Origin of the sequence: Streptomyces sp. NBC_00086 (genome assembly GCF_026343255.1) — a bacterium.
Lineage (GTDB): Bacteria > Actinomycetota > Actinomycetes > Streptomycetales > Streptomycetaceae > Streptomyces.
In genome coordinates, this window is sequence record NZ_JAPELZ010000001.1 from 5,598,723 (window position 1) to 5,620,036 (window position 21,314).

Below are 21,314 nucleotides of genomic sequence, written 5' to 3' on the forward strand. Positions count from 1 at the left end.
GAGTGACCGCTCCGTTTGCCCCCAACCCGACAGCATGATCGAATTCGTTTTCGCCAGAGCGGTCCAAGCCCACACAGCACGGGGGTGCATGAACCATGTTCAGTCGCAGACGGGGGACGGAGACGGCGGGAAGCGCCAGTCCCCAGACATCCGCGACACTGACGCTTCCTCATACCGCGCGGCTGCTCAGCTGCCGGGTTCTCGACACGGTCCACCAGCCGGTCCGGCAGGCCAAGTTCGAGGTGACCGATCCGATAGGCCGACGGATCGTCAGCGGGGAGACCGACCCCTTCGGCGGGTTCACGGCGGCGGTGCCGGCGGGCGAGTACCGGCTGGCCGTCACGGCCGAGGGCTACGCGCCCTTCCACGGGGCGACCCTGGTGGGGGACCCGGCGCAGCCGGGCACCGGGGAGATCGTCCTGGACCCGGTGGATCCGCCGCTGCTGCCGCAGCCGGGCCACTGGGAGCTCGATCCGGGGCATTCTTCGATCGGCTTCTCGGCCCGGCACATCGGCTTCGCCCGGATCAACGGCAGGTTCAACACCTTCGCCGGTGCGGTTCGGATAGCCGAGCGTATGGAGGACTCCTCCATGCACGTGATCATCGACGCGGCGAGCATCGACACCGGGCTGCGCATGCGGGACGACCACCTGCGCTCCGCGGACTTCCTGGACGCGGCCCGCCACCCGACGGTGGAGTTCTACAGCGAGCGGTTCATCCACCGCAGCGGCAGCCGCTGGTCCGTGGCGGGCGCTCTCACCCTGCACGGGGTCAGCCAGTCCGTGACCCTGGACACCCACTACCTGGGACTGGGTACGGGGCTGGAGGGCGAGCCGAGGGCGGCCTGCCGGGCGACGGCCGAACTCAACCGCGAGGACTTCACGCTGAACTGGCAGTCGATGCTGGCGCACGGGATCGCGGCGATCGGTTCGAACGTGGAAGTGACCCTGGACACGCAGATCGTGCACAAGGCCTGACCGGGCGGGGCCCGCCACGACAGGGAGTGCCCTGCCCCGAGGCGATGTGGTCAGCCGCCGGGTGGAGTCGTGTCCGCCGCGCCCGAAGGCCTGGGCACGACTCCGTCCAGCGGTGCCATCACCCAGTTTTCGCCCTCCCGGGTCACCGTCTCGGTGACCCGGACGGGCGCCCGGTCCGTACCGGCCGTGCCGCTGAGCGTCACCTTCCACATGTTGCTGAATTCCGAGGTGCGGCTCCAGCTGACGTCCCAGTCCCGACCGCCGTACGCGGCGATCCGGGCCTTCGCGTCCTGAGCGCCGTGCGGATGGGCGTCGAGCAGCCGGGCCAGGCCGTCCTGGTCGGATGCGTTGAGCACACGGACGTAGTCACGGAAGAAGCGGTCCTGGTCCGCCAGGTCGGGCCCGTCGCCACCACCGCATCCGGAAAGCAGCGCGGCACAGAGCACGGTCACCAGGAGGACGAGGGCGCGCACCGCTCGGTCAGGTGCGGAACGCGCAGTAGATCCCGTTGGGGTTGGACGCCACAATGCTCGCCACCGACTTCCGGTAGGGGTTGGCGGAATGGTAGGTGAGATGGCGGCGCCGCTACTGCTCCGGTAGAGGTTGATGCCGGTCAGCTCCCAGGTGGTCCCGCGGGGCCCGGGTCTACGCGGAGGCCGGGGTCGATGCCGTGGTGCGGCGCATCGCCGATTTCCCGGTCAGGCTGACCGGTCCTGAGTCGCGCGTCGATCTCGTACGGATCCGGTTCGCGTCGGGGGCCCTGGTCAAGCACGGGCGCGCACGATCACGGGATCAGCTGGTGCGTCATCGTGGACAGCCGGCACCCGGGCCGGGTCCCGTGGCTACGGGGCTTCGAGCCAGCCGTCGTACTCGGCGGCGAGCGCGTCGAGGGCCGTGGCGTCCAGCCGTTCGCGCGGGTCCTCGACGACCACCAGCCACTGGGCGTCCTCGGCGTCGTCCTCACCGGCGAGGGCGTCGCGGACCAGCTGCGGTTCCTCCGGGAGGCCGAAGCGGTCGACCACCTCCCGCGCCACCTCGTCGGCGGTGTCGCGGTCGGGCAGTACCAGTACATGTCGCACGTTCACCCGGACATTCTCGGGTACGGGGCAGGGGGCCGGGGCGCGAGGGTCTGTCAGTGCGGCGTGGGATGCTGGAGGCGATGGCCACCAGGAAGAATTCCACCGACGATCCGCTCGCCCCGATCACCCTCGCGGTGGGGCAGGAGGACCTGCTGCTCGACCGCGCCGTGCGGGAGGTCGTGACGGCGGCGCGAGCCGCCGATGCCGACACGGACGTGCGTGACCTCGCCTCCGAGCAGCTCCAGCCCGGCACGCTGGCCGAGTTGACCAGCCCCTCGCTCTTCTCCGAGCGCAAGGTGCTCGTCGTGCGCAATGCGCAGGACCTCTCGGCCGACACGGTCAAGGAGGTCAAGGCCTACCTCGCCGCGCCGTTCGAGGAGATCGCCCTCGTCCTCCTGCACGCGGGCGGCGTCAAGGGCAAGGGCCTGCTGGACGCCGCGCGCAAGGCGGGTGCCCGCGAGATCGCCTGCCCGAAGATGACGAAGCCGGCGGACCGGATGGCGTTCGTGCGGGGAGAGTTCCGGACGCTGGGCCGTTCCGCCACGCCTGAGGCCTGCCAGACGCTGGTCGACGCGATCGGCAGTGACCTGCGGGAGCTGGCGAGCGCGGCGGCGCAGCTGTGCGCGGACGTCGAGGGCACGATCGACGAGGCCGTGGTCGGCCGCTACTACACCGGCCGGGCCGAGGCTTCGAGCTTCACCGTCGCCGACCGGGCGGTGGAGGGGCGGGCCGCGGAGGCCCTGGAGGCCCTGCGCTGGTCCCTGTCCACCGGGGTGGCCCCGGTGCTGATCACCAGCGCGCTGGCCCAGGCGGTCCGGGCGATCGGGAAGCTGGCCTCGGCCCCGCGGGGGGCCCGTCCCGGGGACCTCGCGCGTGACCTCGGCATGCCGCCGTGGAAGATCGACCGGGTCCGGCAGCAGATGCGGGGGTGGTCGGCGGACGGTGTCTCTGACGCCCTGCGGGCGGTGGCGGATGCGGATGCGGGGGTGAAGGGCGGGGGCGATGACCCCGAGTACGCCCTTGAGAAGGCGGTCGTCGCGGTCGCCCGGGCGGCGCGGACCCGGCGGGGCTAGCTCCGGGTTCCCCGAGGCGGGCCCCGGCCCGGGCTGAGCCCTGGTTCCTGGAGCTGAGCCCCTGAGCCCCTGGGCCCCGGAGTCGAGCCTGGGCCCCGGGGCTCGGGCTGTTCGTCTTGAAAGCGGGGCCGGTTAGCCGACGCTGGTGTGCGGCTGCGGGCGGGGGCCCTGCGGGGGTTGTCCCCTACCCGCCCTTCGCCCGTTCCCCGGGCTCCGCCCGGACCCGGTCCTCAAGCGCCGGACGGGCTGGGTTGGTGCCGCCCGGACTGTCCTTGTGCGTCGGTCGGGGGTGGGTTGGTGGTGCCCGGGCCCGGTCCTCATGTGTGGGTCGGGGTGGTTGGTGCCGCCTGGGCCGTCCTTGTGTGCCGGGCGGGGGGTGGGTTGATGGTGTCCGGACCTGTCTTCGTGGGCCGGATGGGCTGGGTTGGTGCGCCCGGACCTGTCTTTGGCGTGGCGGGCTCGTGGGGTCAGTGGGCCATTGCGTGGGGGGAGGTGGGGTCGGGGTGGCCCGGGGGGAGAAGGAAGGGGACGGCCAGAACTAGGGCCAGGGCCGGGTAGGCGAGGGTGGTGAAGTCTGCTGAGGCCAGGGCGGCGATGGCGAGGGCCGCGCCCAGTTCGTGTGAGGTGCCGACCAGGCCGGAGGCGAGTCCGGTGTGGGCCGGGGGCACTTCGGAGAGGGCCGAGGTCGTGGCGCACACGAACGCCGCGCCGAGTCCGAGGGCCAGCAGGGCGAAGCCGGGGACCAGGCCCGACCAGAGGCCGTCCAGGGAAGTGAGGGCCGCGCCCGCGGCGGCCAGGGTGAACGCCGCCGCGCCGACGGGGCGCCAGCCGAAGCGGGGGAGCAGCCGGGAGCCCAGGTGTGCGCCCGCCGTGGCGGCGACCGCCGCCGGGAGGAAGGCCAGCCCGGTGACCAGGGGGCTTCGCCCGAGGGATTGCTGGATGTGCAGGGAGCTCAGGTAGAACCCGGTCACGAGCAGGCCCGCCGCTCCCAGCATCACCGCGCTGCCGCCGAGCAGGGAGCGGCGGCCCGGCATGGCGGGGGGCATCAGCGGGTTCGTGGAGCGGCGTTGTGTCACCAGGAGGAGGGCCGCTGCGGCCAGGGCGCCGACGGCCGGGAGCCAGGAGCGTTCGGTCAGCCCGTAGACGAGTGCGGCCGCGGCCAGGGTCGGCAGGAGGGTCGCGGGGATGTTGACCGGTGTCCGGCGGCCGGCGGCGGTGCCGCGGAGCGCGCGGCCGAGCAGGAGCGGGACGCCGAGCAGGGCGAGTACGCCGACGGGCAGGTTGAGGTAGAAGATCCAACGCCAGCCGGGTCCGTCGGTGAGGATTCCGCCGAGCAGGACCCCGAGGGCCGCGCCGGTGCCGCCGATCGCCGCCCAGGCGCCGAGGGCTCGGTTCCGGGCCGGGCCCTGGAACAGGGTCGTCACCAGGGACAGGGCGGCCGGCGAGAGCAGGGCGGCGCCGACGCCCTGTGCGGAGCGGGCCGCGATCAGGGTGGCGGAGTCCGCCGCGAGCCCGGAGGCCGCCGAGGCTGCGGTGAAGAGGGCCAGCCCGGTCAGGAACGTCCGCACCGCACCGAACCGGTCCGCGAGCCGTCCGCCGGCCAGCAGGAGGGCGCCGAAGAACAGGGTGTACGCCGTGACGACCCAGGTCAGGCCGGGGCCGGAGAGGGACAGGTCGGTGGCGATGGCGGGGAGAGCGACGTTCACGACGGTGACGTCCGCGATGAGCATGAACTGGGCCACGCAGAGGAGGACGAGGAGGGGGCGACGGCGCGGGTGCGGCGGGGGCGGGGGCTGATGGTCGTGCTGGTGCGGAGTCGGGTGGGGGTGTGCGTTCGTGTCCCGGTTCTGGTCCCGGGTGTGCGGGGTGTGTGGGGCGTGCGAGGGCATGGCGAAGCCGCTCCTAAAGTTAACAGGGGTGTTAGGGATTGAGTATGCGGCTTCGCCCGGGGAATGTGAACAGTGGTGTTAAGTTTGCAGGCATGGTTTCCGACGCACCCCGCGCCCGCCGCGCAGACGCCGAGCGCAACACCGCCGCGATCGTCGACGCGGGCCTGGACTGTTTCCTCGCCGACCCGCAGGCGAGCATGGCCGCCGTCGCCCGCGCTGCCGGAGTCAGTCGCGTCACGCTGTACTCGCACTTCCCGACCAGGGAGGCCCTCCTCGACGCCGCCCTCGACCGGGCCGTCGACGAGGCCGCGGCCACGCTTGAGGCGCTCGACGGTGGGGGAGGGGCAGCCGGGGCCGGTGGCGGCGCCGAGGAGCGTGGTGTGGAGGAGGCCCTCGGGCTCCTCATCCGCAGCTCGTGGAGGGTCCTCGACCGGCACTCCGCGGTGTTCGCGGCCGTCTCCGCGGCGCTGCCGCCCGAGCGGCTGCGCGAGCGGCACGACCGGATCCTGGCTCCCGTACGCCGGCTGATCGGCCGCGGCCGGGAGAGCGGCGAACTGCGCGCCGACCTGTCCGCCGACTGGCTGGTCACGGTCGTCTACAGCCTGGTCCACGCGGCCGCCGCCGAAGTCCAGGCCGGGCGGATGACCCCTGCCGAGGCGCCGGAGATCCTCACGGCCACCGTCCTCGCCGCCGTGACGGCCCGCCCCGCCGCACCGGGAAGCCCTACGGGGCCGGCCTGAGGGGTCCCGTACGGGCCGGGGGGCTCCCCGTGCGGCCGGCCGGCGCCTCTGTGCTGCCGACGGGCCCGGGCCTTGAGCGGGCCGGGGCGCTGAGTGACCCCGAGCCTTGGGTGGCTCCGGGCCTTGGGTGGCCCCCGGGCTCCGAGCTGAGTCGGAGTCTGAGCGGGCTGAGGCCCCAAGAGGGCCGGCTCGCCTGGATCGGCGGTTCTGCGTGGGCCGGGAGCTCGCCTGGATCGGAGGCTCGCCTGGGGCGGGGGTCCGTACGGCTCGGGGGCGCCCTGGGGTCTCGACCCCCGGAGGCTCCCGGGGCTCCATGGGCATGCGGCCCCGTGAGTGCCGCAGGGCGCCGCATGCCGAAGGCCCCGGTCGCTGCCCTGGGGAAGGGAGGCGGTCGGGGCCTTCGGTTACTTCTGGGGTTGCACCGCACCCGCGTGGCGAACGCTTCGTGTGCGGCGCGGAGTGCCGGTCGGGAGCGGGAGAGAGGGCCCGCTGGATCCTTGCCCGGCTATCACATCAGGGGCTCAGCCCTGAAGGGAGGCAACCTTGGTGGCCAGCGCCGACTTCTTGTTGGCGGCGGCGTTCTTGTGGATGACACCCTTCGAGACGGCCTTGTCGAGCGCGCGGGAAGCGGCGCGGGAAGCCACGGTGGCCTTCTCGACGTCACCGGCGACGACGGCCTCACGGGCCTTGCGGATGGCGGTCTTGAGCGAGGACTTGACGGCCTTGTTGCGAAGGCGAGCCTTCTCGTTCGTCTTGTTGCGCTTGACCTGGGACTTGATGTTCGCCACGAAAGAGCCTTTGCAGGTTCAGAGATTTGATCTTCGGATTGCGTCCCGTAGAGCTAGAGGGCACACGAGACACAGCTGCTCAGGTTACCAGCTGCCTTCCGACCGGCCCAAACCGAGCGCACTCCCCGGTTCATGGGACCATGGGAGTCTGCGTATAGATCCGACTAGACCCGACCAGATCTGATTTCGCGCAGACCGACGCCCACACTTCGTTCCGACTGCGACCCGAGAATCAGGACACTGCGTGCCCGCGATCCCCAGCCACGTGCCCGAGCCGAGCCGTACCGACCCGGCGCTGATCCGCAATTTCTGCATCATCGCGCACATCGACCACGGCAAGTCGACCCTTGCCGACCGGATGCTCCAGCTCACCGGTGTGGTGGACTCGCGGCAGATGCGCGCCCAGTACCTCGACCGCATGGACATCGAGCGTGAGCGCGGCATCACGATCAAGTCCCAGGCCGTCCGGCTGCCCTGGGCGCCCAACACGGGCGAGGATCAGGGCAAGACCCACGTCCTCAACATGATCGACACCCCCGGGCACGTCGACTTCACCTACGAGGTCTCGCGCTCCCTCGCGGCGTGCGAGGGCACGGTCCTCCTGGTGGACGCGGCCCAGGGCATCGAGGCGCAGACCCTCGCCAACCTGTACCTGGCGATGGAGAAGGACCTGGCGATCGTCCCGGTCCTGAACAAGATCGACCTGCCGGCCGCCCAGCCGGAGAAGTTCGCCGAGGAGCTCGCGAACCTGGTCGGCTGCCAGCCCGAGGACGTCCTGCGCGTCTCGGCGAAGACCGGTCTCGGCGTGGACGTGCTGCTCGACAAGATCGTCGCCACGGTCCCGGCCCCCGTTGGTCCCAAGGACGCCCCGGCCCGCGCGATGATCTTCGACTCCGTCTACGACTCGTACCGCGGTGTCGTGACCTACGTCCGTGTCGTCGACGGCCAGCTCAACAAGCGCGAGCGCATCCGGATGATGTCGACCGGCGCCACGCACGAGCTGCTGGAGATCGGCGTCTCCTCCCCGGAGATGACCCCGGCCGACGGCATCGGCGTCGGCGAGGTGGGCTACATCATCACCGGCGTGAAGGACGTCCGTCAGTCCAAGGTCGGTGACACCATCACCAGCCTGCACAACGGCGCGACCGAGGCCCTCGGCGGCTACAAGGACCCGCGCCCGATGGTCTTCTCGGGCCTGTACCCGCTCGACGGCTCGGACTACCCCGACCTGCGCGAGGCCCTGGACAAGCTCCAGCTCAACGACGCCGCGCTGGTCTACGAGCCGGAGACCTCGGCGGCGCTCGGCTTCGGCTTCCGCGTCGGCTTCCTCGGCCTGCTCCACCTGGACGTGGTGCGCGAGCGCCTGGAGCGCGAGTTCGGTCTCGACCTGATCGCCACCGCGCCGAACGTGGTCTACCGCGTCGTCCTGGAGGACGGCAAGGAGGTCACCGTCACCAACCCGAGCGAGTTCCCCGAGGGCAAGATCAGGGACGTGTTCGAGCCGGTCGTACGGGCCACCCTGCTCGCGCCCTCCGAGTTCATCGGCGCGATCATGGAGCTCTGCCAGCAGCGCCGCGGCACCCTCCTCGGGATGGACTACCTCTCCGAGGACCGGGTCGAGATCCGCTACACGCTCCCGCTCGCGGAGATCGTCTTCGACTTCTTCGACCAGCTGAAGTCCAAGACGCGCGGGTACGCCTCCCTCGACTACGAGCCCACCGGCGAGCAGGCCGGCAGCCTGGTCAAGGTCGACATCCTGCTGCACGGCGACAAGGTCGACGCCTTCTCCGCCGTCTGCCACAAGGACGCCGCCTACGCCTACGGCGTGCGCCTGGTCGCCAAGCTGCGCGAGCTCATCCCGCGGCAGGCCTTCGAGATCCCGATCCAGGCGGCCGTCGGCTCCCGCGTCATCGCCCGCGAGACCATCCGCGCCATCCGCAAGGACGTCCTCGCCAAGTGCTACGGCGGTGACATCTCCCGTAAGCGGAAGCTGCTGGAGAAGCAGAAGGAAGGCAAGAAGCGCATGAAGATGGTCGGCTCCGTGGAGGTCCCGCAGGAGGCCTTCATCGCCGTCCTGTCCAGCGACGAGTCCGGCGGCAAGAAGAAGTAGCCGCAGCGACGGTCATCGGACGAGAAGCAGGCCCCCGCGCTCCGGCGCGGGGGCTTGTTTCGTTATGAATCGGCTGCCCGGGGACTCTTACGCGCCAGGCGGAGGGCCCCTAGTCTGATCAATGCTCGTTGGTTACTCGCCAGTTTTTTTGGTCGGATGCGGCCAAGCCCTGACTCAGCCACCCACCCTGACCCACCACCCAGTCAGTCCGCCCCTGTGATGAACAGGCCCTGCCGAGTGGTCCGGAGGATGTCCGTGAGCGACACACAGACCTTGATCGAGAACCGCCCGCCCACCGTGGCGACCCTCTTCCTGGAGCGTGTCGCCGCCACGCCGAACGGCGAGGCCTACCGCTATCCGGTGCCCGCGGCGGACGGCCGGGGCGGCCCGGACGACTGGAAGTCGCTGAGCTGGGGCCAGGCCGCCGAGCGGGTATTCGCCATCGCGGCCGGGATCATCGACCTCGGGATCCAGCCGGAGCAGCGCGTGGCGCTGTCCTCCAACACCCGTGTGGAGTGGATCCTCGCCGACCTCGGCGTGATGTGCGCCGGCGGCGCCGTGACCACCATCTACCCGAGCACGAACGCCGAGGAGTCGGCGTTCATCCTCTCCGACTCCGACAGCCGGATCCTGATCGCCGAGGACGCCGCGCAGCTGGCCAAGGCCCGCGAGCGCCGCGCCGACCTGCCCGAGCTCGCGCACGTGGTGGTCCTGGAGGCCGCCGACGCCGTCGCGGCCGACGGGGACCCCGAGGGCTGGGTGCTCTCCCTCGCCGACCTGGAGGCGCGCGGGCGGGAGTACCTCGCCAAGCACCCCGAGGCGGTCAAGGAGCGGATCGCGGCCATCACCGCCGACCAGCTCGCCACCCTCATCTACACCTCCGGCACCACCGGGCGCCCCAAGGGCGTGCGGCTGCCGCACGACAACTGGTCGTACATGGCCAAGGCCACCGTCGCCACCGGCCTGATCACCAAGGACGACGTCCAGTACCTCTGGCTGCCGCTCGCCCACGTCTTCGGCAAGGTGCTCACCTCCGGCCAGATCGAGGTCGGCCACGTCACCGCCGTCGACGGCCGCATCGACAAGATCATCGAGAACCTGCCGATCGTGCAGCCGACCTACATGGCGGCCGTCCCGCGCATCTTCGAGAAGGTCTACAACGGGGTCGCCGCCAAGGCCCGGGCCGGCGGCGGCGCCAAGTACAAGATCTTCCAGTGGTCCGTCGGCGTGGCCCGCGAGTACGCCAAGGTCACCCAGGACAACTTCCGCCGCACCGGCCGGGCGAGCGCCCCCTTCGGCCTCTCCACCAAGCACAAGATCGCCGACGCGCTCGTCTACTCCAAGCTCCGCGAGGCCTTCGGCGGCAACCTGCGCGCCGCGGTCTCCGGCGCCTCCGCCCTCGCCCCCGACATCGGCTACTTCTTCTCCGGCGCGGGCATCCACATCCTGGAGGGCTACGGGCTCACCGAGTCCAGCGCCGCCTCCTTCGTCAACCCCGGCGAGGCCTACCGCACCGGCACCGTCGGCAAGCCGCTCCCCGGCACCGAGGTCCGCATCGCCGACGACGGCGAGGTGCTCCTGCGCGGCCCCGGCATCATGCAGGGCTACCACCAGCAGCCCGAGAAGACCGCCGAGGTGCTGGAGGCCGACGGCTGGCTGCACACCGGCGACATCGGCGAGCTCTCCGCGGACGGCTACCTGCGCATCACCGACCGCAAGAAGGACCTGATCAAGACCTCGGGCGGCAAGTACGTCGCCCCGGCGGAGATCGAGGGCCAGTTCAAGGCGCTCTGCCCGTACGTCTCCAGCATCGTCGTCCACGGGGCCGACCGGAACTTCTGCTCCGCCCTCATCGCCCTCGACGAGCCCTCCATCCTGGTCTGGGCCGCCGAGAACGGCCTGGAGGGCAAGACGTACTCCCAGGTCCTGGCCGCCCCCGAGACGAACCGGCTCATCGAGACCTACGTCCAGACCCTCAACGAGGGCCTCCAGCGCTGGCAGACGGTCAAGAAGTTCCGCCTCCTGCCGCGCGACCTCGACGTGGAGCACGGGGACCTCACCCCGAGCCTCAAGCTGAAGCGGCCGGTCGTCGAGCGCGAGTTCAAGCACCTCATCGAGGAGATGTACGAGGGCTCCCGGGAGGCGTAGTCCGGGGCGCGGCCGCAGGCGCCGCGCACGCGTAAACGACCTTGGGGCAGTGCGGGACAATGGGCTCATGCCTTCCGCACTGCCCGACGGTGAACCCATGCCCGAAGACGGCTCGCTGCCGCTCCACGCCCTCGAGGGAGCGGGGGAGCGGCCGCTCGGGTTCTACCTGCACGTTCCGTACTGCGCCACGCGCTGCGGGTACTGCGACTTCAACACCTACACGGCCACCGAGCTGCGGGGCACCGGCGGTGTGCTCGCCTCTCGGGAGAACTACGCCGACACCCTGATCGACGAGGTCCGGCTGGCGCGCAAGGTGCTCGGGGACGACCCGAGGGCCGTGCGCACCGTCTTCGTGGGAGGCGGCACGCCCACGCTGCTGCCCGCCGGCGACCTCGTACGGATGCTCGCGGCGATCCGCGAGGAGTTCGGGCTGGCCGAGGACGCCGAGGTGACCACCGAGGCCAATCCGGAGTCGGTGAACCCGGAGTACCTGGCGGAGCTGCGCGCGGGCGGCTTCAACCGGATCTCCTTCGGCATGCAGAGCGCCAAGCAGCACGTCCTGAAGGTGCTGGACCGCACGCACACCCCCGGGCGGCCGGAGGCCTGCGTGGCGGAGGCGCGGGCGGCGGGCTTCGAGCACGTGAACCTGGACCTGATCTACGGGACGCCGGGGGAATCGGACGAGGACTGGCGGGCGTCGCTGTCGGCGGCGCTGGGGGCCGGGCCCGACCACATCAGTGCCTACGCGCTGATCGTGGAGGAGGGCACCCAGCTCGCGCGGCGGATCCGGCGGGGCGAGGTCCCCATGACGGACGACGACGTCCACGCGGACCGGTACCTGATCCTCGACTCGGTGATGGCCGAGGCGGGGTACTCCTGGTACGAGGTCTCGAACTGGGCCACCTCCGAGGCCGGGCGGTGCCTGCACAACGAGCTGTACTGGCGCGGCGCCGACTGGTGGGGGGCCGGGCCCGGGGCGCACTCGCACGTGGGCGGGGTGCGGTGGTGGAACGTGAAGCATCCCGGCGCCTATGCGGCTGCGCTGGCGGAGGGGCGCTCGCCCGGGGCCGGGCGGGAGCTGTTGTCCTCCGAGGACCGGCGGGTGGAGCGGATCCTGCTGGAGCTCCGGCTCGTGGACGGGGTGCCGCTGTCGCTGCTCGCGCAGGCGGGGCTGGCCGCCTCGCGGCGCGCCTTGGCCGACGGGCTCCTCGAAGCAGGCCCGTACGCGGCCGGGCGGGCCGTCCTGACCCTGCGGGGGCGGCTGCTGGCCGACGCGGTGGTCCGCGACCTGGTCGACTAGCCCCGTCCGGGGTGGGTAGCCCTGCGGGGCCGTCCCCTACCCGCCCTTCCACCGTTCCCCGGGCTCCGCCCGGACCCTCCCCCAGCTACCGCTGGGAGGTGCCCCCTGCCGCGTGCGGCGCCGTTCCCGGGGGCCAGCCCCCGGACCCCCGCGCCTCAAACGCCGGCGGGGCTGAATTTTCGCCGACTCTATGCCGTCACGTGGTCGATCAAGTGCTCCACCGCGCCCAGGAGGGTGGGCTCCAGGTCCTTGTACGAGGTCACGCGGGACAGGATGTGCTGCCAGGCGGCTCCGGTGTTCTCCGGCCAGCCCAGGGCGCGGCAGATGCCCGTCTTCCAGTCCTGGCCGGGCGGGATCACCGGCCAGGCGCGGATGCCGAGGGCCGAGGGTTTCACCGCCTGCCAGACGTCCACGTACGGGTGTCCCACGATCAGGACGTGCGGGGAGGTCACGGAGGCGGCGATGCGGGACTCCTTGGAGCCCGGCACCAGGTGGTCCACCAGGATGCCCAGCCGGGCGTCGGCGGCCGGGGCGAAGTCCGCGACGACCGAGGGGAGGTCGTCGATGCCCTCCAGGTACTCCACCACGACGCCCTCGATCCGCAGGTCGTCGCCCCAGACCCGTTCGACCAGTTCGGCGTCGTGGCGGCCCTCCACGTAGATCCGGCCCGCCCGCGCCACCCGTGCCCGGGCCCCGGGCACGGCGAGCGAGCCCGAGGCCGTACGGGCCGGGGCGGCCGGCCCCCGGGCCGGGCGGGTCAGGGTCACCACGGCGCCGTCCAGGAGGAAGGCGCGGGGTTCGAGGGGGAAGACGCGGCGCTTGCCGAAGCGGTCCTCCAGGGTGACCGTGCCCGCCTCGCAGGCCACCACCGCGCCGCAGAAGTCCGTACCCGCCACCTCGACCACCAGATCGGGATCCGCCGGCACCTCCGGGACGGGCTTGGCGCGCTTCCACTGCGGGGTCAGGTCGGGGGAGTACTCACGCATCCGGCCGAGGGTAGGAGAGCGGGCCGCCTCAGGGGGCCGACACGCCGAAACGGGTTGCCAGTGTGTCGCGTTGGGCACGCACGAAGGCCGCGTCGACCACCGCTCCGTGACCCGGCACGTACAGAGCGTCGTCCCCGCCCAGGGCCAGCAGCCGGTCCAGGGCCGCCGGCCACTGCCCGGGCATCGCGTCCGGACCCGCCTGCGGCTCGCCCGACTCCTCGACCAGGTCGCCGCAGAAGACCACCTCGCGCGCTCCGGGTACGAAGACGGCCAGATCGTGCCCGGAGTGCCCGGGCCCCACGTTCGCCAGCAGCACCTGCACCCCGCCCAGGTCGAGCGTCCACTCGCCCGACACCAGGTGCCGGGGAACCACCAGCAGGTCCGCCGCCTCGGCCGCCTCGGCCTCCGCCAGCCCCTGGCGGACCGCGTCCTCGCGCAGCTCCTCCCGGCCCGCCGAGAGCACGGCGTCCAGCCCGACCGGACCGTAGACCTCCACTCCCGCGAACGCCGCACCACCCAATACGTGGTCGAAATGTCCGTGTGTGAATGCGAGATGGGTCACGCGGCGGCCCGCCAGCCGCTCCGCCTCGGCCCGCACCGCAGAGCCCTCCCGAAGGCAGGATCCGGGGTCGATCACGAGGGCCGAATCCTCGCCCACCACCAGTCCCACGGTGCAGTCCCACACCGGCAGCCGCTTGCGGCCGACCCGTTCTGTGAGCTGTTCCCAGCCCGCCTCTTCCCAACGCAGGTCCATGCCGCGACGCTACCTTGGCGGGCCGCCCTTGCTACGGGCGTACCACCCCGCCGTACACTGACCGGGGGATCTCTGGCACTCGAACGCTCAGAGTGCCAGCAGGCAGAGCCTGCCGAAGCCGCGAACGACGGAAACGATGGAGGTGTGCGCGATGCTCAGCGAACGCAGACTCGAAGTGCTGCGCGCCATCGTCCAGGACTACGTCGGGACGGAGGAGCCGGTCGGCTCCAAGGCGCTCACCGAGCGGCACCGGCTCGGCGTCTCGCCCGCCACCGTGCGCAACGACATGGCCGTGCTGGAGGACGAGGGCTACATCGCCCAGCCCCACACCAGCGCCGGCCGGATCCCCACGGACAAGGGCTACCGCCTCTTCGTCGACAAGCTGGCGGGGGTCAAACCGCTGTCGACGCCCGAGCGCCGGGCCATCCAGAACTTCCTCGACGGGGCCGTGGACCTCGACGACGTCGTCGGCCGGACGGTGCGGCTGCTCGCGCAGCTCACCCGGCAGGTCGCCGTCGTCCAGTACCCGTCGCTGACCCGCTCCACCGTCCGGCACGTGGAACTGCTCTCGCTGGCCCCGGCCCGCCTGATGCTGGTCCTCATCACGGACACCGGCCGGGTCGAGCAGCGGCTCGTCGACTGCCAGACCCCCTTCGCGGACACCTCGCTCGCGGACCTGCGGGCGCGGCTCAACAGCATTGTCGTCGGCCGCCGGTTCACCGACGTGCCGCCGCTGGTGAAGGACCTTCCGGAATCCTTCGAGACCGAAGACCGGGTGACGGTGCGAGCCGTCCTCGACACCCTTCTCGAAACGCTGGTCGAGGAGGCGGAGGAGCGGCTGATGATCGGCGGCACCGCCAACCTCACCCGCTTCGGACACGATTTTCCCCTGACGATCAGGCCGGTGCTCGAAGCGCTGGAGGAGCAGGTCGTGCTCCTCAAGCTGCTGGGCGAGGCCAGTGAGTCGGGAATGGCCGTAAAGATCGGGCATGAGAACGCCTACGAGGGACTGAACTCCACGTCCGTCGTCTCGGTCGGCTACGGTTCGGGCGGCGAAGCAGTCGCCAAACTCGGCGTGGTCGGACCGACCCGCATGGACTACCCCGGAACGATGGGAGCGGTACGCGCAGTGGCACGTTACGTCGGACAGATCCTGGCGGAGTCGTAAGTGGCCACGGACTACTACGCCGTTCTCGGCGTGCGCCGCGACGCATCGCAGGACGAGATCAAGAAGGCATTCCGGCGGCTCGCGCGCGAGCTGCACCCGGATGTGAATCCCGATCCCAAGACGCAAGAGCGTTTCAAGGAGATCAACGCCGCCTACGAGGTCCTCTCGGACCCGCAGAAGAAGCAGGTCTTCGACCTCGGCGGCGACCCGCTGTCCTCCTCGGGCGGCGGCGGAGCCGGCGGCTTCGGAGCGGGCGGCTTCGGCAATTTCTCCGACATCATGGACGCCTTCTTCGGCCAGTCCTCGCAGCGCGGACCGCGCTCGCGGACCCGCCGCGGCCAGGACGCCATGATCCGCCTCGACCTGGAACTGGACGAGGCCGCCTTCGGCACGACCAAGGACATCCAGGTCGACACGGCCGTCGTCTGCACCACCTGCTCCGGCGAAGGCGCCGCCCCCGGCACCTCGGCGCAGACCTGTGACATGTGCCGCGGCCGCGGTGAGGTCTCGCAGGTCACCCGGTCCTTCCTGGGCCAGGTCATGACCTCGCGCCCCTGCCCGCAGTGCCAGGGCTTCGGCACCGTGGTCCCGACCCCGTGCCCCGAGTGCGCGGGCGACGGCCGGGTCCGCTCCCGCCGCAGCCTCACCGTCAAGATCCCGGCGGGCGTCGAGAACGGCACCCGGATCCAGCTCGCGGGCGAGGGCGAGGTCGGCCCCGGCGGCGGCCCCGCCGGCGACCTGTACGTGGAGATCCACGAACTGCCGCACCCGACCTTCCAGCGGCGCGGGGACGACCTGCACTGCACAGTCACCATCCCGATGACCGCGGCGGCCCTGGGCACCAAGTGCCCGCTGGAGACGCTGGACGGCCTGGAGGAGATCGACATCCGCCCCGGCACCCAGTCCGGCCAGGCGATCCCCCTGCACGGCCGGGGCGTCACGCACCTGCGCGGCGGCGGCCGCGGCGACCTGATCGTCCACGTCGAGGTCACCACCCCCAGCAAGCTGGACCCGGCGCAGGAGGACCTGCTGCGCCAGCTCGCCAAGCTGCGCGGCGAGGAGCGGCCGCTCGGCCAGTTCGCGCCGGGCCAGCAAGGCCTGTTCAGCCGTCTGAAGGACGCCTTCAACGGGCGCTGATCCGCACGCGCGGAGCACCGTAGGGGCGGCGTCCCGGCGGTGTACGAGAACACCTGCGAGCCCGGTCCGGGGATGCCCCGGACCGGGCTCGCGGCATGCGGGACGGCAGGGCGGCGGCGGTATTCGGGCACCCCGGTGAAGGGGACTATGCCAGGCGAATGCCGTGATTCGGTCCCGTGAGCGGGACATGGCACGATGCAGCACATGTCCTCCGCACCGAACGGTCTCTTCGCGTACCCGATCGTGCAGGCGCCCATGGCGGGCGGCGCTTCCTGCCCGCCGCTCGCGGCCGCCGTCTGCGAAGCGGGCGGACTGGGCTTCCTCGCCGGCGGCTACAAGACCGCCGACGGCATGTACCAGGAGATCAAGCGGCTGCGCGCGCTCACCCGCCGCCCCTTCGGCGTCAACCTCTTCCTGCCGCAGGCCTCCCACGTGGACCCGGCGGTCGTGGAGGCCTACCGCGGGCACCTCGCCAGCGAGGCCTCCTGGTACGAGATCTCCCTCGCCGACGAGGACATCATCGGCACCAGCGACGACGGCTACGACGCCAAACTGGCCATTCTCATCGAAGACCCGGTACCCGTGGTCTCGTTCACCTTCGGCCTGCCCTCGCCCGCGGCCTTCACCTGCCTGCGCAAGGTCGGTACGTACACGATCGCCACCGTCACCTCCGTCGAGGAGGCCCGCGCCGCGCAGGCGGCCGGCGCCGACGCCGTCTGTGTCCAGGGCGTGGAGGCGGGCGGCCACCAGGGCACCCACCGCGACGACCCGCAGGGCGACGGCACGGCCGGAGTCGGCCTGCTCGCGCTCGTCGCGCAGGTGCGCGAGGCCGTGGCCCTGCCGATCATCGCGGCGGGCGGCCTGATGCGCGGCTCGCAGATCGCCGCACTGCTCGCCGCGGGTGCGGAGGCCGCGCAGCTCGGCACGGCCTTCCTGGCCTGCCCGGAGTCCGGCGCGCACGCCCTGCACAAGAAGGCCCTGACCGACCCGCTGTTCGTCCGCACGGAGCTGACCCGGGCCTTCTCGGGGCGGCCGGCCCGCGGACTGGTCAACCGGTTCATGCGCGAGCACGGCCCGTACGCCCCGGCCGCGTACCCGCAGGTCCACCACCTGACCGCGCCGCTGCGCAAGGCCGCCGCCGCGGCCGGGGACCCGCAGGGCATGGCCCTGTGGGCGGGCCAGGGCCACCGGCTGGCGCGGGCCCTGCCGGCCGGGGAACTGGTGGAGGTGCTCGCGGCGGAACTCGGCGCGGCACAGGACGTGTTGAAGGCAATGCAGATGAGGAGTGCGTCATGACCGCCCCGGTGTTCGTGGTCGAAAAGGTTCCCGCGGGGCCGGAGTTCGTCCTGGACGGCCCCGAGGGCCGCCACGCGGTCTCCGTGAAGCGGCTGGCCCCCGGCGAGGCCCTCGTGCTGACCGACGGCCGGGGCGGCTGGGCCGAGGCCGTGGTCACGGCCGCCGAGGGCAAGGACCGCCTCGTCGTCTCCGTGTCCGGGGTCCACGAGGAGGCGGAGCCGGCCGTCCGGATCACCGTCGTCCAGGCCCTGCCCAAGGGCGACCGCGGCGAGGTCGCCGTCGAGACCATGACGGAGACCGGCGTCGACGCGATCGTGCCCTGGCAGGCCTCGCGCTGCATCACCCAGTGGCGCGGCGACCGGGGTGCCAAATCCCTCGCGAAGTGGCGGGCCACCGCCCGCGAGTCCGGCAAGCAGTCCCGCCGGGTCCGCTTCCCCGAGGTCGAGGAGGCGCTGTCGACCAAGCAGGTCGCGACCCTGCTCGCCGGGGCCGACCTCGCCGTGGTCCTGCACGAGGACCGGGACGCCCCCTCGGGCGCGCTGGCCACCGCGGAACTGCCCGCCGCCGGCTCCATCGTCCTGGTCGTCGGCCCCGAGGGCGGGGTCTCCCCGGACGAACTCGCCGCCTTCGCCGCGGCCGGGGCGCACCCGTACCGGCTGGGGCCCTCGGTGCTGCGCACCTCCACGGCGGGCACGGCCGCCGCGGCGGTGCTGCTGGCGAGGACGGGCCGCTGGTCCTGACCGGTCCGGTCCGGTCCGGCCGGTGGCGGTGGATACCATGCCGGAACCGATCACCCGTCACGAAGGGTTCAGCACATGGCCGGGGAACCGCAGGCCGACTGCCTGTTCTGCAAGATCGTCGCGGGGAACCTCCCCGCGACGGTCATCCGGGAGACGGACACGACCGTCGCCTTCCGCGACATCAACCCGCAGGCGCCCACCCACGTCCTCGTCATCCCGAAGGTGCACTACCCCAACGCAGCCTCCCTCGCGGCCGCGGAGCCCGGGATCGCCGCCGACGTCCTGACGGAGGCCGGCCGCGTCGCCGCCGACGAGGGACTCGCCGAGCGCGGCTACCGCCTCGTCTTCAACACCGGCGCCGGCGTCGGCCAGGTCGTCTTCCACGCCCACGTGCACGTCCTGGGCGGCCGCGGCTTCGAATGGCCCCCGGGATAAACCGTGTCCGTACGAGAACTAGTGGTCCTCGGCACCGCCAGCCAGGTGCCCACCCGCCACCGCAACCACAACGGCTACCTGCTGCGCTGGGACGGGGAGGGCATCCTCTTCGATCCCGGCGAGGGCACCCAGCGCCAGATGCTCCGCGCCGGGGTGGCCGCGCACGACATCAACCGGATCTGCGTCACCCACTTCCACGGTGACCACAGCCTCGGCCTCGCCGGGGTCATCCAGCGGATCAACCTCGACCGGGTCCCGCACCCCGTCACCGCCCACTACCCGGCCTCCGGACAGAAGTTCTTCGACCGGCTGCGGTACGCCACGGCCTACCGCGAGACGGTGCAGCTCGCCGAGGAGCCGGTGGCCGAGGACGGGATCCTGGCGCGCGGGGACGCGTACACCCTCGACGCCGTACGGCTGTCGCACCCGGTGGAGTCCTTCGGTTACCGGGTCACCGAGCCCGACGGGCGCCGGATACGGCCCGAACTGCTCGCGCTCCACGGGATCAAGGGGCCGGACGTGGGACGGATCCAGCGCGAGGGCAGCCTCGGCGGGGTCACCCTCGACGAGGTCAGCGAGGCGCGCCCCGGACAGCGGTTCGCCTTCGTCATGGACACCCGGCTCTGCGAAGGCGTCGAGGTGCTCGCGGCGGGCTGCGACATGCTGGTGATCGAGTCGACCTTCCTCGACGAGGACGTCCAACTGGCCACCGACCACGGACACCTCACCGCCGGGCAGGCCGCCCGGGTGGCCCGGGACGGGGGAGTGCGGCACCTCGTGCTGACGCACTTCTCGCAGCGCTACGGCGATCCGTCCGAGTTCGAACGGCAGGCCCGGGCGGCCGGCTTCGAGGGCGAGCTGACGATCGCCGCGGACCTCGTACGGGTGCCCGTGCCCAAGCGGGGCGGATAGCGGGTCCCGGCACGGGGGTCGCGGTCTAGTGCTGTGACCGGAAAGGTTCACCGGGTCGCGACGCCCGGCACGGCACCTCGCCGCGTTGTCGGACCACGCCGGTACGTCCAGTACGAGGCGCGGTCCTCCGCCTTGCGATGCACCGCACCGAACGCCGCGACCCGGCAAACCTTTCCGGCCACAGCACTAGACGCCGGTGCGGATGCGCCTGCGGGGGCGTTCGCGGGCTCGGCGGGACGCCGCCGGGGAGAGCAGCAGGACCCGGAGCGGGGGCAGGCGCAGCGGGCGGGCGCGGAGCCGCGCGAGCTCCACGACCTCCAGCTCCTGCGCGCCGACCCTCGGCACCGAGCCGGCCGGCGTCCCGGCTCCGGCGGCGAGCACGGCCGCCGGGGCCCCGCCGCGCCGGCGCACCGAGCCGGGGGTCAGCGGGCGTCCGCCGACGTGCAGGGCGACCGCGGCCATCGGCCCGGCCACCGCCAGCAGCAGCCCCCCGAGGACCAGACCCATGCCCGGGAACCCCGCGCCCTCGGCGAGCAGGCTCCCGGTGACGGGCCCGCAGGCCACGCCGAGCGAGGACGCGGAACCGACCAGGACGGCCCAGCGCCCGAGCGGGTCGAGGGCGGCGGCGAGGCCGATGGCGTAGGAGAGCACGACGGGGTACACCGCGTTCCACAGGATCTCCCCGGCGGCGAAGGAGCCCAGGTCCCGCGCGTGCGAGGCCAGCACCACGCAGCAGGCGATGACCGCCGTGCCCACGCCCACCGGGACCGCCCGGCCGAGCCGGGCGCCGAGCGCGGAGGCGGCGGTGACCCCGAGCAGCCCGGCGCCGAGCGCGGCCGCGAAGACGATCCCGAGGGTGACCTCGGACAGGCCCGCCTGCTGCGCGCCGATGCGGCCGCTGACGCCCCACAGGGCGTTCTGGGCCAGCGACCACAGCATCAGGGCCCCGGCGAGCACCACCCCGGCGCGCGGGTACGGCAGCCGCCCCGGAGCCCGTACGGCACTGTCGGCGCGCTCCGCGTGCTCCGTGCGGTCGGCCCCGTCGAGGCGGCCCGTCGCCGGCCAGCACACGAGCGCGACCAGGGCGATCGCCGCGAACGGCAGCCCGTGCCCGCCGCCGAGCCGGGGCAGGGTCAGGTACAGGGCCCCGGCCGTCGCCGACACCGACAGCAGCCCCAGCGAGGAGGTCCGGTGCGGGTCGCGCTGCGCCGCGATCCCGGAGGCGGCCACGGCGGTGGCCGTGCCCGATCCGAAGCCGCCGAGGACGGCGCCCGCGATGACGAGGGGGAGCTGCGCGGTGGCGGCCGCCGTGCCGTACCCGAGGACGGCGAGCAGCAGCCCGAGCCGGGCCAGCGGACGCGGTCCGTGGCGCCGGATGCGGGAGGCGAGGGTGAAGCCGGCGGCGGCCGAGCCGAGCAGCAGGACCGAGCCGATCAGTCCGGCCTGCGCGGGGCTCAGCGGGAGGTGGGCGTCGAGCCGGCCGACCACGGTCGGCAGCAGGTACGGGGCGACGTAACCGGAGGTGAAGAGCGCGACGAGCGGCCAGGCGGCGGGCGGCGCGGGGGTGCGGTCGGGCACGGATGTTCCAGGTGGTGCAGGTGGAGCGTGAGATTCCGCAAGAGCGCGGGGCTCATATCTATCAAGCGGCCCGATCTTCCGAGAAGGGCGTTCAGGCGGTGATCTGCGTCACACTGTTACCTGGGTCCTCCCACGAGGGAGGGCCTGACGGCGGACGTGAGTTAAGCCAAGTGAAGAAACGACCCGCCAAGATTCACCACGTGC

At 72.4% G+C, this 21,314-nt stretch carries 19 protein-coding genes; 12 read left to right on the forward strand and 7 right to left on the reverse strand.

The window, feature by feature from the left end:
- Positions 1–95 precede the first annotated feature (95 nt).
- Positions 96–977 carry a YceI family protein gene (locus tag OG276_RS25155; RefSeq protein WP_266908963.1) on the forward strand — a complete coding sequence of 294 codons (882 nt, stop codon included), beginning with the start codon at positions 96–98 and terminating at the stop codon, positions 975–977.
- Between the two features lie 50 nt (positions 978–1,027).
- Here the strand turns inward: OG276_RS25155 and OG276_RS25160 are convergent, their stop codons facing one another.
- The gene (locus OG276_RS25160) at positions 1,028–1,450 is read right to left on the reverse strand and encodes a hypothetical protein (protein WP_266908964.1); all 423 of its coding nucleotides are present in this window, start codon (positions 1,448–1,450) and stop codon (positions 1,028–1,030) included.
- Between the two features lie 369 nt (positions 1,451–1,819).
- Positions 1,820–2,062 carry a hypothetical protein gene (locus OG276_RS25165; RefSeq protein ID WP_266908965.1) on the reverse strand — a complete coding sequence of 81 codons (243 nt, stop codon included), beginning with the start codon at positions 2,060–2,062 and terminating at the stop codon, positions 1,820–1,822.
- A 74-nt stretch (positions 2,063–2,136) separates the two neighbouring features.
- Here OG276_RS25165 and holA point away from each other — a divergent pair, with 74 nt between their 5' ends.
- Positions 2,137–3,129, forward strand: a complete 993-nt coding sequence (gene holA, locus OG276_RS25170; RefSeq protein ID WP_266908966.1) for a DNA polymerase III subunit delta — start codon at positions 2,137–2,139, stop codon at positions 3,127–3,129.
- A 467-nt stretch (positions 3,130–3,596) separates the two neighbouring features.
- On the opposite strand, the gene OG276_RS25175 is transcribed toward holA, so the two are convergent.
- Positions 3,597–5,018 carry an MFS transporter gene (locus tag OG276_RS25175; protein WP_266908967.1) on the reverse strand — a complete coding sequence of 474 codons (1,422 nt, stop codon included), beginning with the start codon at positions 5,016–5,018 and terminating at the stop codon, positions 3,597–3,599.
- A gap of 92 nt (positions 5,019–5,110) precedes the next feature.
- Between OG276_RS25175 and OG276_RS25180 the strand changes: the two genes are divergently transcribed.
- On the forward strand, positions 5,111–5,758 hold the full coding sequence (locus OG276_RS25180) for a TetR/AcrR family transcriptional regulator (RefSeq protein ID WP_266908968.1): 648 nt from the start codon (positions 5,111–5,113) through the stop codon (positions 5,756–5,758).
- A gap of 521 nt (positions 5,759–6,279) precedes the next feature.
- On the opposite strand, the gene rpsT is transcribed toward OG276_RS25180, so the two are convergent.
- Entirely contained in the window at positions 6,280–6,546 is a 267-nt protein-coding gene (gene rpsT, locus OG276_RS25185; protein ID WP_250739437.1) for a 30S ribosomal protein S20, read from the reverse strand.
- A gap of 244 nt (positions 6,547–6,790) precedes the next feature.
- Here rpsT and lepA point away from each other — a divergent pair, with 244 nt between their 5' ends.
- The 3 genes from lepA (at position 6,791) to hemW (ending at position 12,104) form a co-directional block, all read left to right on the forward strand.
- Complete coding sequence (gene lepA / locus OG276_RS25190) at positions 6,791–8,656, forward strand: translation elongation factor 4 (protein ID WP_266908969.1); 1,866 nt, start codon at positions 6,791–6,793, stop codon at positions 8,654–8,656.
- A gap of 255 nt (positions 8,657–8,911) precedes the next feature.
- Positions 8,912–10,804, forward strand: a complete 1,893-nt coding sequence (locus OG276_RS25195) for a long-chain fatty acid--CoA ligase (protein WP_266908970.1) — start codon at positions 8,912–8,914, stop codon at positions 10,802–10,804.
- 67 nt (positions 10,805–10,871) lie between these two features.
- Positions 10,872–12,104 carry a radical SAM family heme chaperone HemW gene (gene hemW / locus OG276_RS25200; protein WP_266908971.1) on the forward strand — a complete coding sequence of 411 codons (1,233 nt, stop codon included), beginning with the start codon at positions 10,872–10,874 and terminating at the stop codon, positions 12,102–12,104.
- Between the two features lie 188 nt (positions 12,105–12,292).
- On the opposite strand, the gene OG276_RS25205 is transcribed toward hemW, so the two are convergent.
- Entirely contained in the window at positions 12,293–13,090 is a 798-nt protein-coding gene (locus tag OG276_RS25205) for a DUF3097 domain-containing protein (protein ID WP_266908972.1), read from the reverse strand.
- A gap of 28 nt (positions 13,091–13,118) precedes the next feature.
- Positions 13,119–13,844, reverse strand: a complete 726-nt coding sequence (locus OG276_RS25210) for an MBL fold metallo-hydrolase (protein ID WP_266908973.1) — start codon at positions 13,842–13,844, stop codon at positions 13,119–13,121.
- 151 nt (positions 13,845–13,995) lie between these two features.
- Here OG276_RS25210 and hrcA point away from each other — a divergent pair, with 151 nt between their 5' ends.
- From hrcA to OG276_RS25240, 6 genes are all read left to right on the forward strand, one after another.
- Complete coding sequence (gene hrcA / locus OG276_RS25215; RefSeq protein ID WP_266908974.1) at positions 13,996–15,012, forward strand: heat-inducible transcriptional repressor HrcA; 1,017 nt, start codon at positions 13,996–13,998, stop codon at positions 15,010–15,012.
- A complete protein-coding gene (gene dnaJ / locus OG276_RS25220) occupies positions 15,013–16,149 on the forward strand; it encodes a molecular chaperone DnaJ (protein ID WP_243334753.1) in 1,137 nt (378 codons plus the stop codon).
- A 204-nt stretch (positions 16,150–16,353) separates the two neighbouring features.
- A complete protein-coding gene (locus OG276_RS25225) occupies positions 16,354–17,445 on the forward strand; it encodes a nitronate monooxygenase (protein WP_266908975.1) in 1,092 nt (363 codons plus the stop codon).
- Positions 17,442–18,185 carry a 16S rRNA (uracil(1498)-N(3))-methyltransferase gene (locus OG276_RS25230; RefSeq protein ID WP_266908976.1) on the forward strand — a complete coding sequence of 248 codons (744 nt, stop codon included), beginning with the start codon at positions 17,442–17,444 and terminating at the stop codon, positions 18,183–18,185. The genes OG276_RS25225 and OG276_RS25230 overlap by 4 nt, the downstream gene beginning before the upstream one ends.
- 75 nt (positions 18,186–18,260) lie before the next feature.
- Positions 18,261–18,620, forward strand: a complete 360-nt coding sequence (locus tag OG276_RS25235; RefSeq protein WP_266908977.1) for a histidine triad nucleotide-binding protein — start codon at positions 18,261–18,263, stop codon at positions 18,618–18,620.
- Positions 18,621–18,623: 3 nt separating this feature from the next.
- Positions 18,624–19,532, forward strand: a complete 909-nt coding sequence (locus tag OG276_RS25240; protein WP_266908978.1) for a ribonuclease Z — start codon at positions 18,624–18,626, stop codon at positions 19,530–19,532.
- Positions 19,533–19,718: 186 nt separating this feature from the next.
- Here OG276_RS25240 and OG276_RS25245 read toward each other — a convergent pair whose 3' ends face one another.
- A complete protein-coding gene (locus OG276_RS25245; RefSeq protein ID WP_266908979.1) occupies positions 19,719–21,110 on the reverse strand; it encodes an MFS transporter in 1,392 nt (463 codons plus the stop codon).
- Positions 21,111–21,314: the final 204 nt, after the last annotated feature.